At 73.2% G+C, this 14,901-nt stretch carries 11 protein-coding genes and 1 tRNA gene; 10 read left to right on the top strand and 2 right to left on the bottom strand.

Features of this window, described 5'->3' with window-relative positions; all coding sequences use genetic code 11:
* Positions 1–6 precede the first annotated feature (6 nt).
* The 5 genes from ACIRD7_RS13765 to ACIRD7_RS13745 all read left to right on the top strand — a co-directional run bounded on the left by ACIRD7_RS13765 (position 7) and on the right by ACIRD7_RS13745 (position 8,047).
* Positions 7–1,605: a beta-N-acetylhexosaminidase gene (locus tag ACIRD7_RS13765; RefSeq protein ID WP_403452984.1), complete on the top strand. Its 1,599-nt coding sequence runs from the start codon at positions 7–9 to the stop codon at positions 1,603–1,605.
* Between the two features lie 236 nt (positions 1,606–1,841).
* The gene (locus ACIRD7_RS13760) at positions 1,842–2,735 is read left to right on the top strand and encodes an FAD binding domain-containing protein (RefSeq protein ID WP_403452983.1); all 894 of its coding nucleotides are present in this window, start codon (positions 1,842–1,844) and stop codon (positions 2,733–2,735) included.
* Positions 2,732–4,249 carry a 2Fe-2S iron-sulfur cluster-binding protein gene (locus ACIRD7_RS13755; RefSeq protein WP_403452982.1) on the top strand — a complete coding sequence of 506 codons (1,518 nt, stop codon included), beginning with the start codon at positions 2,732–2,734 and terminating at the stop codon, positions 4,247–4,249. The genes ACIRD7_RS13760 and ACIRD7_RS13755 overlap by 4 nt, the downstream gene beginning before the upstream one ends.
* Positions 4,246–6,555, top strand: coding sequence for a xanthine dehydrogenase family protein molybdopterin-binding subunit (locus ACIRD7_RS13750; protein ID WP_403452981.1), 2,310 nt, complete (start codon positions 4,246–4,248; stop codon positions 6,553–6,555). Before ACIRD7_RS13755 ends, ACIRD7_RS13750 begins: the two co-directional genes overlap by 4 nt.
* A gap of 292 nt (positions 6,556–6,847) precedes the next feature.
* Positions 6,848–8,047, top strand: a complete 1,200-nt coding sequence (locus ACIRD7_RS13745; RefSeq protein WP_403452980.1) for an SUKH-4 family immunity protein — start codon at positions 6,848–6,850, stop codon at positions 8,045–8,047.
* Positions 8,048–8,131: 84 nt separating this feature from the next.
* On the opposite strand, the gene ACIRD7_RS13740 is transcribed toward ACIRD7_RS13745, so the two are convergent.
* Positions 8,132–9,373: an LPXTG cell wall anchor domain-containing protein gene (locus ACIRD7_RS13740; protein ID WP_403452979.1), complete on the bottom strand. Its 1,242-nt coding sequence runs from the start codon at positions 9,371–9,373 to the stop codon at positions 8,132–8,134.
* Between the two features lie 144 nt (positions 9,374–9,517).
* Positions 9,518–9,589: transfer RNA gene (locus ACIRD7_RS13735), tRNA-Cys, on the bottom strand.
* A gap of 175 nt (positions 9,590–9,764) precedes the next feature.
* On the opposite strand from ACIRD7_RS13735, the gene ACIRD7_RS13730 reads away from it, so the two are divergent.
* From ACIRD7_RS13730 to ACIRD7_RS13710, 5 genes are all read left to right on the top strand, one after another.
* Positions 9,765–11,219 carry an MFS transporter gene (locus ACIRD7_RS13730; protein WP_403452978.1) on the top strand — a complete coding sequence of 485 codons (1,455 nt, stop codon included), beginning with the start codon at positions 9,765–9,767 and terminating at the stop codon, positions 11,217–11,219.
* Between the two features lie 141 nt (positions 11,220–11,360).
* On the top strand, positions 11,361–11,561 hold the full coding sequence (locus tag ACIRD7_RS13725) for a CopG family ribbon-helix-helix protein (protein WP_403452977.1): 201 nt from the start codon (positions 11,361–11,363) through the stop codon (positions 11,559–11,561).
* Positions 11,558–11,932, top strand: coding sequence for a type II toxin-antitoxin system death-on-curing family toxin (locus ACIRD7_RS13720; protein ID WP_403452976.1), 375 nt, complete (start codon positions 11,558–11,560; stop codon positions 11,930–11,932). Before ACIRD7_RS13725 ends, ACIRD7_RS13720 begins: the two co-directional genes overlap by 4 nt.
* 202 nt (positions 11,933–12,134) lie before the next feature.
* Positions 12,135–13,934, top strand: coding sequence for a DEAD/DEAH box helicase (locus tag ACIRD7_RS13715; protein WP_403452975.1), 1,800 nt, complete (start codon positions 12,135–12,137; stop codon positions 13,932–13,934).
* 307 nt (positions 13,935–14,241) lie between these two features.
* Positions 14,242–14,883, top strand: a complete 642-nt coding sequence (locus ACIRD7_RS13710; protein ID WP_403452974.1) for an IclR family transcriptional regulator — start codon at positions 14,242–14,244, stop codon at positions 14,881–14,883.
* Positions 14,884–14,901 lie beyond the last annotated feature (18 nt).

Below are 14,901 nucleotides of genomic sequence, written 5' to 3'. Positions count from 1 at the left end.
TCATTCATGGATCTCATTCCGCTGCCTGACCGGACGGAGCGGGCCGAGGGCTTCCTCGAACTCGGCGACGGCTTCGGGATCGAGGCCGGACCGGGCACCGAGGGCACCGCGCGCTGGCTGCGCGCGACCCTCGGCGCGGCGACCGGACTCGCGCTGCCGCCCAGGAAGGGGGACGAGTACGACGTCCTCCATCTGTCCGTCCGGCCCGGGCTCGACGCCGAGGCCTACCGCCTGGTCGTCGCCCCCCACGGCGTCCATATCCAGGGCGGCTCGCCCGCCGGTGTCTTCTGGGGCGCCCAGACGATGCGGCAGCTTCTCGGCCCCGACGCCTTCCGGCGCGCCCCCCTTCCCGGCCGTACGTGGCGGCTGCCCCTGACGGAGATCCGGGACTCGCCCCGATTCCGCTGGCGCGGCCTCATGCTCGACGTCGCCCGGCACTTCATGCCCAAGGACGGCGTCCTGCGCTACCTGGACCTGCTGGCCGCCCACAAACTCAACGTCTTCCACTTCCATCTGACGGACGACCAGGGCTGGCGCGTCGAGATCGCGAAGTACCCCCTGCTCACCGAGACCGGCTCCTGGCGGTCCCGCACCAAATTCGGCCATCGGGCCTCCCCGCTCTGGGAGGAGAAGCCGCACGGTGGCTACTACACCCAGGACGACATCCGGGAGATCGTCGCCTACGCCGCCGAGCGGCATATCACCGTCGTCCCCGAAATCGACGTACCGGGACACTCGCAGGCGGCCATCGCCGCGTATCCGGAACTAGGCAACACCGATGTCGTCCTCTCCGTCTGGGACACCTGGGGGATCAATCCGAACGTACTCGCCCCCACTGACAACACCCTGCGCTTCTACGAGGGGGTCTTCGAGGAAGTCCTGGAGCTGTTCCCCTCGGAGTTCATTCATGTCGGTGGTGACGAATGCCTCAAGGACCAGTGGCGGCAGTCGCCCACCGCGCAGGAGCGCATCCGGGAACTCGGGCTGAAGGACGAGGACGAGCTCCAGGCGTGGTTCATCGGCCACTTCGACAAGTGGCTGACCGCGCGCGGGCGCCGGCTCATCGGCTGGGACGAGATCCTTGAGGGCGGGCTCGCCGAAGGGGCGGCGGTGTCGTCCTGGCGCGGTTACGCGGGCGGTGTCGCCGCGGCCCGCGCAGGTCACGACGTCGTCATGTGCCCCGAGCAGCAGGTCTACCTGGACCACCGTCAGGACCCGGGCGCCGACGAGCCGGTGCCGATCGGCTACGTCCGCACCCTGGAGGACGTCTATCGGTTCGAGCCCGTTCCCGCCGAGTTGACGCCGGAGGAGGCCCGGCACGTGCTCGGTACGCAGGCCAACGTGTGGACCGAGGTGATGGAGGACCAGGGCCGCGTGGACTACCAGACGTTTCCGCGCCTGGCCGCCTTCGCCGAGGTGGCCTGGAGCAGCCTGCCGGCGCCCGCGGAACGGGACTTCGCCGGCTTCGAGCGCCGTATGGCCGCCCACTACGGGCGACTTGACGCGCTGGGGGTCGCGTACCGGCCGCCGACGGGACCGCGGCCCTGGCAGCGGAGGCCCGGAGTGCTCGGCCGGCCGATCGACGGGCCGCCCCCGAACAGATAATGGAAAAAAACCGGCAAGGGGTCACCGAAGAGTGTCAATCGGTACGCACTGGTGATGCCGGGTGATGCCGTGCGAAAACGGACCATCTCCCTGATCAGGTGGGCGAATGCCTCCTAGCGGACCCCTGTCTTCGTGCCTTGCGAAGATGTGCCAGAGTTGCCACGTCCGCCCTGTCAGCACGTACCGTACGGCAACACAGGTGGGACCAGGTGGGGCAGCGGGAAGGGGCAGCCGGTTTGACCACGCACGCACCGCAGGCGGCGCAGGCCGTCACGCTGCCTACGACGCTGGACGAGGCCGTGGCGGCTCTCGCGGCCATGCCCGCCGCCGTGCCCGTGGCGGGCGGCACCGACCTCATGGCCGCCGTCAACTCCGGGCAGCTCAGGCCGGCCGCGCTGGTCGGTCTCGGCCGGATCAGCGAGATCCGCGGCTGGCAGTACCAGGACGGCCACGCGCTGCTCGGCGCGGGCCTCACGCACGCGCGTATGGGCCGTCCCGACTTCGCGGCCCTCATCCCGGCGCTCGCCGCCGCCGCCCGCGCCGCGGGCCCGCCGCAGATCCGCAACGCGGGCACCCTCGGCGGCAACATCGCCTCGGCCTCCCCGACCGGTGACGCGCTGCCGGTGCTCGCCGCCCTCGAAGCGACCCTGATCGTCGCGGGCCCCGGCGGAGCCCGCCGGGAGATCCCGGTGTCGCACCTGCTGGCCGGCATGGAGATGCTGCGCGCCGGCGAACTCATCGGCTTCGTGCGCGTGCCGCTGCTGCACGCCCCGCAGGTCTTCCTCAAGGCCACCGGCCGCACCGGCCCGGGGCGCGCCACGGCGTCCGTCGCGGTCGTGCTCGACCCCGCCCGGCGCGGAGTCAGGTGCGCGGTCGGCGCCATAGCGCCGATGCCGCTCAGGCCCCTGGAGGCCGAGCAGTGGGTCGCCCAGCTGATCGACTGGGACAACAACCGCGCGATCGTCCCCGAGGCGCTGAACGCCTTCGGCGAGTACGTCGCCGCGGCCTGCATCCCCGACCCGGTCCCCGCCGAGGACGGGTCCGTGGCGCAGCATCCGCCCGCCGTACTGCACCTGCGGCGCACCGTCGCCGCGCTGGCCCGACGAGCACTGGGGAGGGCACTGTCGTGACCGACGACCAGCACGGAGAAGGCACCCCCCCGGGCGGGGGCCGCTGGGACCCGCTGCCCGGCGAGTACGACGACGGCGCGACCGCCTTCGTCAAGCTCCCCGAAGGTGGCATCGACGCCCTGCTGGCATCCTCCGACACCCCGCTCGCCGCTCCCGGTCACGGGTACGTCCCGCCGCGGATAACGGTCGCGCCGGGATCGGGCACCGACCCCGCGAACCCCGGCGGCTGGCCGGCCGCGGGCACGCCCGCCGAGGGTGCCGGATGGCCCGACCCGAGCACCGCCGCGCAGGACACGGGCCAGTTCACGTACAACCCCGCCGCCACCCAGCAGTGGAACTTCTCGGAGACCGCCGCGGGCCAGGAGGGCGCCGCCGCGCCCGGCCACGACGTCACCGGGCAGTGGTCGATCCCCGTCGCCGGCGGTGACCTTCCCGACGAATCGGGCGAGTTCACCACGTCGTCGCTCGTCGAGCAGTGGGGCAGCACCCCGCCCGCCACGCTGCCGGGCGGCGCGCCCGCGCCCTGGGCACAGCCGACCGGGCAGCCCTGGGGCCGGCAGGCCGAGGCCGCCGCGGCGACCGGGGAGGCGCTGGGTACGGCGCCCGCGCCGGGACGCCCCGCCGATGCCGGGCACGTTCCCGGGGAGCCCGCGCCCGCGCACGCCGAGGACGCCGCCCAAAGCGCTCCAGAGGCCGCACAGGCCGCCCCCGGGGCCGCCGAGCCCGCCCCGGATGCCGCGGACGCCCAGGGCGCCCCAGAGGCCGCTCAGGGCCCCGTGGAGGCAGCCGGCGAGAGCGGTCCGGCCGACGGTGAGGAGTCCGGCCCGGAGCCCGACGAGGACGCCGCCTCCGACGACGTACCGCCGCCCTCCGGTGAGGAACACCCCCTCGCCTCCTACGTCCTGCGCGTCAACGGCGCCGACCGGCCCGTCTCGGACGCCTGGATCGGCGAGTCGCTGCTCTACGTGCTGCGCGAACGGCTCGGCCTCGCGGGCGCCAAGGACGGCTGTTCGCAGGGCGAGTGCGGCGCCTGCAACGTGCAGGTCGACGGACGGCTCGTCGCGTCCTGCCTGGTGCCGGCCGTGACCGCCGCCGGCGCCGAGGTCCGTACGGTCGAGGGACTCGCCGAGGACGGACAGCCCTCGGACGTGCAGCGCGCGCTCGCGCGGTGCGGCGCCGTGCAGTGCGGATTCTGCGTGCCGGGCATGGCGATGACCGTGCACGACCTGCTGGAGGGCAACCCGGCGCCGACCGAGCTGGAGACCCGCCAGGCGCTGTGCGGCAACCTGTGCCGCTGCTCCGGCTACCGGGGTGTCGTCGCGGCGGTCCAGGAGGTCGTCGCCGAGCGCGAGGCGCACGCGATCGCCGACGGCGGCGAACAGGACGGCGACGAGCCGCGTATCCCTCACCAGGCGGGCCCGGGAGCCGGCGGGATCCACCGCTCGGCGTTCGAGGCCCCCGGTGCCATGGGACCGCATGACCAGGCGTACGGCCAGGACGGAGGCCAGCCGTGAGCAACGAAGCCGCCACCGCGACCACAGCCGCGGAGGCAGCCCCCGCCCCCGATCAGATCCCGCACGGCCTCGGCGCCTCCCTGCCGGCCGCCGACGCCCGCGCCAAGACCGAGGGCACCTTCCCGTACGCGGCCGACCTGTGGGCCGAGGGCCTGCTGTGGGCGGCCGTACTGCGCTCGCCGCACCCGCACGCGCGCATCAAGTCCATCGACACCACCCACGCGCGGGAGATGCCCGGCGTCCGGGCCGTCGTCACGCACGAGGACGTGCCGGGCAGCCCGCTGCTCGGGCGCGGCCGGGCGGACCGCCCGGTCTTCGCCTCCGAGGTCGTCCGCCACCACGGCGAGCCCATCGCCGCCGTCGCCGCCGACCACCCCGACACCGCGCGCCTGGCCGCCGCGGCCGTCATCGTCGAGTACGAGGTGCTCGACCCGGTGACCGACCCCGAGCAGGCCTTCGAGGCCGAGCCGCTGCACCCCGACGGCAACCTGATCCGCCACATCCCGCTGCGCCACGGCGACCCCGACGCGGCCGGCGACATCGTCGTCGAGGGCCTCTACCGCATCGGCCGCCAGGACCCGGCCCCCATCGGCGCCGAGGCGGGCCTCGCGGTCCCGCGCCCCGACGGCGGCGTGGAGCTGTACCTGGCCTCGACCGACCCGCACACCGACCGCGACCGGGCCGCCGCCTGCTACGGCCTGGAGCCCGAGCGCGTCAAGGTCGTCGTCACCGGCGTCCCCGGCGCCACCGCCGACCGTGAGGACCAGGGCTTCCAGCTGCCGCTCGGCCTGCTGGCCCTCAAGACCGGCTGCCCGGTGAAGCTGACGGCCACGCGCGAGGAGTCCTTCCTCGGCCACACCCACCGGCACCCGACCCTCCTGCGCTACCGCCACCACGCCGACGCCGAGGGCAAGCTGGTCAAGGTCGAGGCGCAGATCCTGCTGGACGCGGGCGCCTACGCCGACACCTCGGCCGAAGCGCTGGCCGCCGCGGTCGGCTTCGCCTGCGGCCCGTACGTCGTCCCGAACGCCTTCATCGAGGGCTGGGCCGTACGCACCAACAACCCGCCCTCCGGCCATGTGCGCGGCGAAGGCGCCATGCAGGTCTGCGCCGCCTACGAGGCGCAGATGGACAAGCTCGCCAAGAAGCTCGGCCTGGACCCGGCCGAACTGCGCCTGCGCAACGCCATGGCGACCGGCGACGTACTCCCGACCGGCCAGACCGTGACCTGCCCGGCCCCCGTGGCCGAGCTCCTGCAGGCCGTACGGGACCACCCCCTGCCGGCGCTCCCGAAGGACACGCCGGAGGACGAGTGGCTGCTGCCCGGCGGTCCCGAGGGCGCCGGTGAACCGGGTGCCGTGCGGCGCGGCGTGGGCTACGGCCTGGGCATGGTGCACATGCTCGGCGCCGAGGGCGCGGACGAGGTCTCCACGGCGACCGTGAAGGTGCACGACGGCGTGGCGACGGTGCTGTGCGCGGCCGTCGAGACCGGTCAGGGCTTCACGACGCTCGCCCGGCAGATCGTCCAGGAGACGCTCGGCATCGACGAGGTGCACGTGGCGCCCGTCGACACCGACCAGCCGCCCGCGGGCGCGGGCTGCCGGGGCCGGCACACCTGGGTGTCGGGCGGCGCGGTGGAGCGGGCCGCCAAGATGGTCCGTACGCAACTCCTCCAGCCCCTGGCGCACAAGTTCGGCATGTCCACCGAGCTGCTCCAGATCACCGACGGCAAGATCACGTCGTACGACGGCGTCCTGTCGACCACCGTCACCGAGGCGCTGGACGGCAAGGAGCTGTGGGCGACGGCCCAGTGCCGCCCCCACCCGACCGAACCGCTGAACGAGGTCGGCCAGGGTGACGCCTTCGTGGGTATGTCCTTCTGCGCCATCCGCGCGGTGGTCGATGTCGACATCGAGCTGGGCTCGGTGCGCGTCGTCGAGCTGGCGCTCGCCCAGGACGTCGGCCGGGTGCTGAACCCGGCCCAGCTGGAGGCGCGCATCGAGGCGGGCGTGACGCAGGGCGTGGGCATAGCGCTGACGGAGAACCTGCGCTCGGCGCGCGGCCTGATCCGCCACCCGGACCTGACGGGCTACTCCCTGCCGACCGCTCTGGACGCCCCCGACATCCGGATCGTGAAGCTGGTCGAGGAGCGGGACGTGGTCGCGCCCTTCGGCGCCAAGGCGGTGAGCGCGGTGCCGGTGGTGACGTCACCGGCGGCCATCGCGTCGGCCGTGCGCGCGGCGACGGGCCGCCCCGTGAACCGGCTGCCGATCCGGCCGCAGGCGGCGGTGGTCAACTCCCAGTGAGCCCGCCCGGCCGGAGTGCCGGGCGGTCTCCATGCCCCGGATCGCCGAATTGTCCCGATCGCGTCGCGGACCGTGGGAGCGATTCCGCGGATTCCGCGGGGGAGGGAACGTTCGTGGGTGGGCCGAGCGTCTAATGATGTGAAGCGCTGTCAACGGGCGTGCTGGTCCGGGGGCGTTGTCAGTGGTGGCGCGTAGTGTTCTGGGCAGTGGGGACGGCAAAGCCGGGCCCGGCGGGCACGGCCGATCGGCCGTGCCGTGCCCTGGGCGGTGAGAAAGCGCATGCGGGGGAGCCATGAGCACGACTGTCACGACTCGCGCCGGTGATACGGCGATCATCGTCCTGACCGAGGCCGAGCTGGGTCCGTACGTCACGGACGCGGCGGCGCGGAGCTGGCTGACGGGACCCGGACTGCCGGGCGACAGCGGCGTGCTGAGCTTCGCCGAGCTGAACCGCGCGGGCCTGCGCACGGTCGCGGACTCGACGGGCGATCCGCAGGGCCGGCTGGCGGCGGAGCTCAGGGACCAGCTGGTGATAGGCGGACTGCTCGGCCCCGGCGGCCTGGAGACGGAGTCGGTCCTGCTGGACGGAGCGACGGGCGAGATCTCCACGACGCACTTCCTGCACGACCGACCCGACCTGATGGACCGCCGCCCGCTGGCCCCGTCCCTGCGGACACTGGTCCGCTTCGCGGAGGCCACGGACGAACTGGCGGGCCTGCGCGGCCAGTTCGCCTCCTACGTCGGCCGGTACGGACCGAAGGCGGTGGCGGAGGCGTCACGGCACCTGCTGGCCGTGTTCGAGGACGGCACCGACGGTGAGCCGGCGCCGTTCTGGCGGATGGCGGCCCTGATCCGGCCCCTGGCGCTCGTCGCCGGCCGGGCCGGGCAGTCCGGGCTGGCCCTGGACCTGCCGCCGCGCCTGCTGGACCAGGAGTTCGGCCGGCGCGAGGTGGTGCGCTTCGAGGAGGTCGACTTCCCGGCCACGCTCACCCATGAGCCGACCCGCCGCTTCCTGCGCGAGGTGGGCCTGCCGGAGGACGCCTTCCTGTTCACCCTCGACACCGATGTCATGCTGCCGACGCTGGCCGAGTACTACGCCGACGTCGACCCGTCGGCGGAGATCCCCGCCCGCGCCGACCGCTTGATACGGCTCGGGCACCTCGCCGAGGACAACAGCCTGGTGGTCGACGGCGAGACGGGCGCGGTGCTGAACTGGAGCGAGAGCGAGGCGCGGCTGTTCCCGCTCAACACGGACGTCTCGACGCTCGCCTTCACCCTCTGGCTGCTGCACCGCGAGCAGGCGATCGACGAGGAGTCGGGCCACGCCCTGACCAGCGACACCTACGACCAGCTGGCCATGACGATGCTCCAGGTCCTGTCCACGGTCGACCCGACCGGCACCAGAGCGGGCACGGACGGCCGGCACTACTGGACCGAGGCCTTCCAGGACGAGGCGAGCGGGTTGCTGGAGTCGGTGGGCGGCGTGCGCTGAGCCCGCACCCCGCACACCCCTGGGGGACCGGCCGCGCAGTCGAGGCGGCCGGCACCCGGGGGCGGGTCGGGGGAGTGGGTCGGCTCAGGAGGACTCGGCGGCCGAGCGGCGCCGGCGTACGGCCAGGACCAGGCCGCCACCGAGGGCCGCCGCGGCGGCCGCGGCGCCGGCGATGAGCGGGGTGCCGTCGGAGCCGGTGCTCGCGAGGTTGCCGTCGACGGAGCCGGTGGTGCCGGTGGAACCCCCGGTCGAGGCGCCGGCCGACGTGGAGCCGGTGCCGCCCGTGCTGCCGTTGCCGCCCGTGGACTGGCCCTCGGGGTCGTTGCCGTCGCCGCCGCCCGCGCCCGAGCCGTCGTCCGTCGGGTCGTCGGAGGGGGTGGGGCCGGGCTCGTAGTCGGTGGGGACGGCGATACGGATCTGGGCCGTGTCGTTGGCGGGGTTCTTGTCGAACTCCGGGTGGATGTCGTAGACGGAGGTCGCCTTCACCTCGCCCGTGGTCGTCCGCGCGTCGGCGTCGAGCTTCAGCATGAAGGTGAAGGAGAGGGACTCACCGACGTCGATGGTGTGGTCGGCGGGCCAGCAGACGTACGTGGACTTGCCCGGGGTGCCGCCGGGGCCGGACGGGCCGTCGATGCCGAACGGCGCGCACTCCTTGGGCACCTCGGTGGCGACCGTGTCCTTCGGGATCTTCACCATGAGCGCCGTCTGGTCGTCGCTCTCCTGGTTCTGGATCCAGCCGGGGCCGTCGTTGCGGAGCTGCACCGTGATGGACTGCCCGCCGCCGGCGAGGGCTTCGGTGTCCTCACCGACGGCGACGAGGTCGGCCGAGCTGTCGGCGGTCAGGGTCAGACGCCGGTAGCTGTCGCCGTAACCCTCGCCCGGGGCCTCGCCGCCGGCGGAGGTGCCGTACTCGACGGCCTCCATCAGGGCGTGCGGTAGCGCCTTGAAGCGGACGGGCGTCTCGACGGAGGCACCGGGCTCGACGACGGTGTCGAGTTCGCACAGGGCCTGCCGGACCTGGTCCGCGACCGTCGAGTAGGTGCAGCCCGGCACGGACTCGGGGAAGTCGAGGCCCCGGGTCAGCCGGATCCGGAAGGTGACGCCGTCGGCGGCAGCGGTGCCCTTGTTGGTGATGACGACGTTCTCGTCGTACACCTCACCCGGCTTGGGAGACGTGCTCGGCAGACTCGAGATCACCAGGGAGGGCTCGGCCTCGTCGGCGTACGCCGCGGTGGCGGTGACCGCGGGAGCGGCCGCGGCGATCGCGGCGGCGGCCACGAGGGCCGCGGACGTGCGGAGGTGCGAGGGGCGGAGGCGCTGACGCACGGATGGGTCTCCTCGTCGAAACGGACGGCACGGCGACCGGACGTTTGCCGTCCGGTCATGTCCTGGACACCTGGAGGGTGCCGAGGGTTGTGCTCCTGTTTGAGGAGAGGGTGCGCAGAGGGTGGGGACGAGAGGGAAAGACAGAGGCCGTGGCGGGAATCGAACCCGCGTAATTCGCTTTGCAGGCGAATCCCTGAACCACTCGGGCACACGGCCGTGATCGGTGAAACGACCGTACGGCCGGGTTCGTCGGGGCCTCAAGGGAATCGCCGGCCCTGCAACGGGACTGCCACACCCCGTTCATGAACCGCGGGTCGTACGACCAAGGTCCCATCGCACAGCCATCCCCCGACAGGGGCCAAACGGTGTTGTGGCCCTTACGCTGACGACCATGACTGCCCTCGAGCCACGCGACGCCGACGTTGCGAAGACCTCCGATGTCCCCACCGGCCCCGAAGCCGAGGAGACCGTGCTGAGCAGGTCTTATCGGGCGCTCAGTGTCGGGATCGTCTCCGTGGTGCTGCTCATCGCGTTCGAGGCGACCGCTGTCGGGACGGCGATGCCGGTGGCCGCGCGGGAGCTGGACGGGGTGTCGCTGTACGCCTTCGCGTTCTCGGGGTACTTCACCACCAGCCTGTTCGGGATGGTGCTCGCCGGGCAGTGGTCGGACCGGCGCGGACCGCTCGGGGCGCTCACGGCCGGGATCGCCTCCTTCGGAGCCGGGCTGCTGCTGGCCGGGACCGCGGGAGCGATGTGGCTGTTCATTCTCGGGCGGGCCGTGCAGGGGCTGGGCGGGGGACTGGTCATCGTCGCGCTGTACGTCGTCGTCGGGCGGGCCTACCCCGAGCGGTTGCGGCCGGCGATCATGGCGGCGTTCGCGGCGAGCTGGGTCGTGCCGTCGATCGTGGGGCCGCTGGCCGCCGGGGCGGTGACCGAGCAGCTGGGCTGGCGCTGGGTGTTCGTCGGGATCCCGGTGCTCGTCGTGTTCCCGCTCGCGCTCGCGCTGCCGCAGATACGGCGGCGGGCGGGCGGGCCGCTCGACGCCACCGCAGGCGGCACCTCGATGGACCGGCGGCGGATCCGGCTCGCCCTCGGCATCTCACTCGGCGCGGGGCTGCTGCAGTACGCCGCCCAGGACCTGCGGTGGCTCTCCCTCGTCCCCGGCGTCGCGGGCGCCGCGCTCCTCGTGCCGGCCGTGCTCGGGCTGCTGCCGCGCGGCACGTACCGGGCGGCGCGCGGGCTGCCGTCCGTGGTGCTGCTGCGCGGGGTCGCCGCCGGGTCCTTCATCGCCGCCGAGTCCTTCGTGCCGCTGATGCTGGTCACTCAGCGGGGGCTGTCGCCGACGCTCGCCGGGTTCTCGCTCGCGGCGGGCGGCGGGACCTGGGCGCTGGGGTCGTGGATGCAGTCCCGGCCGCGGGTGGAGCCGTACCGGGAACGGCTGATGACGCTGGGGATGCTGCTGGTCGCGGCCTCCATCGCCGCCGCGCCGAGCGTGCTGATCGACTCCGTGCCCGCCTGGACCGTCGCCGTGGCGTGGGCGTTCGGCTGCTTCGGGATGGGGCTGGTGATCTCCTCCACCAGCGTGCTGCTGCTCCACCTCTCCGCCCCCGAGGAGGCCGGCACGAACTCCGCCGCCCTCCAGATCTCCGACGGCCTGTCCAACGTCGTGCTCCTGGCGGCCGGCGGCGCCGCCTTCGCCGCCCTGGGCGGCGGCACGGTGAGCCACGCGACCACGGGCGCCGCGACCGCCGGGTCGCATCCGGCGGCGTTCGCGGCGGTGTTCCTGCCGATGGCGGGGGTGGCGTTGGTGGGGGCTTGGGTCACTACCCGGGTGCGGGAGCGGTGAGTTGGGGCGGGGGAGGGGTTCGCTACCCGCCACCCCGACCCGTCCCGCCCTCCAGGGGCTCCACCCCCTCGCCCCGGCCGCCTCCGCGGGCTGGGAGTAAATCGATCGTGGGGGTGTGATCGCGGGCCGTACGCTCGCGCCATGCACGAGCTCACCGTCCGCCTCGACCCCGCCACCCGGCAGTCCCTCGACGACCTCGCCGACGCCACCGGCCGCCGCCCGGAGGACGTCGCCCAGGAAGCCGTCCGCGCGTACCTGGACGACGAGGCCCGGCGCGTGCGGTCCGTCGCCGAGCGCCTCGGCGCCGCGCACGCCGACCTGTTGAGGAGGCTCGGCGAATGACCCGCCACCTCACCGTCGCCGAGGTCACCGCCCTCGCCGAGGTCGCCTTCGGCGGGCGGGCGCCCGAGGCGCGGGCGCCCGGACTGCTCGCCTCGGCCGTGCACCGGCCCCGGGCCCGCATGTTCGGTACGGCGGCCTACGACGACCTCCACGAACAGGCCGCCGCACTCCTGCACGCCCTCGCCACCAACCACCCCCTCGTCGACGGCAACAAGCGCACCGCCTGGCTCGCCACCGCGACCTTCCTCGCCCTCAACGGCGTCGACCTCACCGGTGTCGACCAGGACACGGCGTACGCACTGGTCATCGACGTGGCCTCCGGGGCGGAGGGTGACGTCGGGGTGATCGCGGGGCGGCTGCGGCGGTTGTGACGTCGGTCCCACCCGCGTGTGACCCGGCCCCGCTCGCCCATGGACACGGTCGGGCCGCCGGTAGGGTGGCCCGGTTGTCATACGTAGCCGAGTCGCCAACACACGTACGCCGAGCCGCCCGACCCACTCCCCGGAGACCGTGACTACCGCCCGCCCGTCACCCGCCACCACCCTCAACGGAGGGCCCTCCGGGCCCACACCTATGTCTGCCAGCTCCAGCTCCGCCCCCCACTCCCACCACCTGTCACCCGCCTTCCCCGGCCGCGCCCCCTGGGGCACCGCCAGCAAGCTGCGTGCCTGGCAGCAGGGCGCGATGGAGAAGTACATCCAGGAGCAGCCGCGTGACTTCCTCGCGGTCGCCACGCCGGGCGCCGGCAAGACGACCTTCGCGCTGACGCTGGCCTCCTGGCTGCTGCATCACCATGTCGTGCAGCAGGTCACCGTGGTCGCGCCGACCGAGCATCTGAAGAAGCAGTGGGCGGAGGCGGCCGCGCGCATAGGCATCAAGCTCGACCCCGAGTACAGCGCCGGACCGCTCGGCAAGGACTACCACGGCGTCGCGGTGACCTACGCGGGTGTCGGCGTACGGCCCATGCTGCACCGCAACCGGGTCGAGCAGCGCAAGACCCTCGTCATCCTGGACGAGATCCACCACGCCGGTGACTCCAAGTCCTGGGGCGAGGCCTGCCTGGAGGCCTTCGAGCCCGCCACCCGCCGGCTCGCCCTCACGGGTACGCCGTTCCGGTCCGACACCAACCCCATCCCCTTCGTGACGTACGAGGAGGGGAACGACGGAATCCGGCGGTCCGCCGCCGACTACACGTACGGGTACGGCAACGCCCTCGCCGACCACGTGGTGCGGCCGGTCATCTTCCTCTCCTACAGCGGCAACATGCGCTGGCGTACGAAGGCCGGCGACGAGATCGCCGCGCGGCTCGGCGAACCCATGACCAAGGACGCCGTCAGCCAGGCCTGGCGTACGGCGCTCGATCCGCGCGGCGAGTGGATGCCGAGTGTGCTGCGCGCCGCCGACCAGCGGCTGACCGAGGTCAGGAAGGCCATCCCGGACGCCGGCGCGCTCGTCATCGCCTCCGACCAGGACTCCGCGCGCGCCTACGCCAAGCTGATCCGCGAGATCACCGGCAACAAGGCGACCCTCGTCCTCTCCGACGACGCCGGCGCGTCCAAGCGGATCGACGACTTCAGCGGCAACAACGACCGGTGGATGGTCGCCGTGCGGATGGTGTCGGAAGGCGTCGACGTTCCGCGGCTCGCCGTCGGGGTGTACGCCACCACCATCTCCACGCCCCTCTTCTTCGCCCAGGCCGTCGGCCGCTTCGTGCGGTCCAGGCGGCGCGGCGAGACCGCCTCCGTCTTCCTGCCGACCGTCCCCGACCTCCTCACCTTCGCCAACGAGATGGAGGTCGAGCGCGACCACGCCCTCGACAAGCCGAAGAAGGAGGGCGAGGAGGACCCGTACGCCGAATCCGAGAAGGAGATGGAGGAGGCGAACAAGGAGCAGGACGAGGACACCGGCGAGCAGGAGCAGTTCTCCTTCGAGGCGCTGGAGTCCGAGGCCGTCTTCGACCGGGTGCTCTACGACGGCGCCGAGTTCGGCATGCAGGCCCACCCGGGGAGCGAGGAGGAGCAGGACTACCTCGGCATCCCGGGGCTGCTGGAGCCCGATCAGGTGCAGCTGCTGCTCCAGAAGCGGCAGGCCCGGCAGATCGCGCACAGCCGCAAGAAGCCGGACGCCGAGGCGGACCTGCTGGAGCTGCCCGCCGAGCGGCGGCCCGTCGTCTCGCACAAGGAGATGATGGAGCTCCGCAAGCAGCTCAACACGATGGTGAGCGCGTACGTCCATCAGAGCGGCAAGCCGCACGGCGTCATCCACACCGAGCTGCGGCGGGTCTGCGGTGGGCCGCCGAGCGCGGAGGCGACGGCCGGTCAGCTTCGGCAGCGGATCGCCAAGGTGCAGGAGTGGGCCACCCGGATGAGGTGAGGCCCCTCTCGGGGGGCGCTTCACACGCCGTACACGCGCCGTACATTCCGGGACGAACGGTCGTGCTCCGTACGCACCCATGCCCGGATTCTGGACGGAGCCTTCCGCTCAGCGAACCGCCTTCGCTACTGTCCGCCTACGCACACGCCCCGTGGCAGCGCCGCCGCGGAGCGCAGCCGTGAAGCGACGCGGTCCGGAAGGCCGGACCGCAGGCCGATCGGCGGCCTCTGAAGCGCGTTACTGACGGGACTCGGTGACGCATCCGCCGCGAGGGGGCCGTCGACCTCACCACTAAGGAGTGGGCGTCGTGACCGCGGAGACCTCTCAGACGCTCGACCGGGGACTGCGTGTCCTCAAACTGCTGGCCGATACGGACCACGGGCTGACCGTCACCGAGCTATCCAACAAACTGGGCGTGAACCGGACTGTCGTGTACCGGCTCCTCGCCACGCTGGAACAACACGCCCTCGTACGCCGTGACCTGGGCGGCCGCGCCCGGGTCGGGCTCGGGGTGCTGCGACTGGGCCGACAAGTACACCCCCTGGTACGCGAGGCCGCGCTGCCGGCGCTGCGCTCGCTCGCCGAGGACATCGGGGCGACGGCCCATCTGACGCTGGTGGACGGCACGGAGGCGCTCGCCGTCGCCGTGGTCGAGCCGACCTGGACCGACTACCACGTGGCCTACCGGGCCGGATTCCGCCACCCCCTGGACCGCGGTGCCGCGGGACGGGCGATACTCGCCGCCCGGCTTCAGCCGATGAACGAGCCCGGCTACACCCTGACCCAGGGCGAGCTGGAGGCGGGAGCGAGCGGGGCGGCAGCGCCGTTGCTCGGGGTGACCGGTGTCGAGGGCAGCGTGGGCGTGGTGATGCTGGCCGACGCGGTGCCCGAGCGAGTGGGGCCGCGGGTCGTCGACGCCGCCAAGGAGGTGGCGGAGGCGCTGCGCTGACACGGGACGGGGCAGGAC

It is taken from the genome of Streptomyces sp. NPDC093568, from assembly GCF_044764945.1.
In the GTDB taxonomy this organism is placed as follows: Bacteria; Actinomycetota; Actinomycetes; order Streptomycetales; family Streptomycetaceae; genus Streptomyces.
This window is presented reverse-complemented; position numbering and strand designations above follow the sequence as displayed.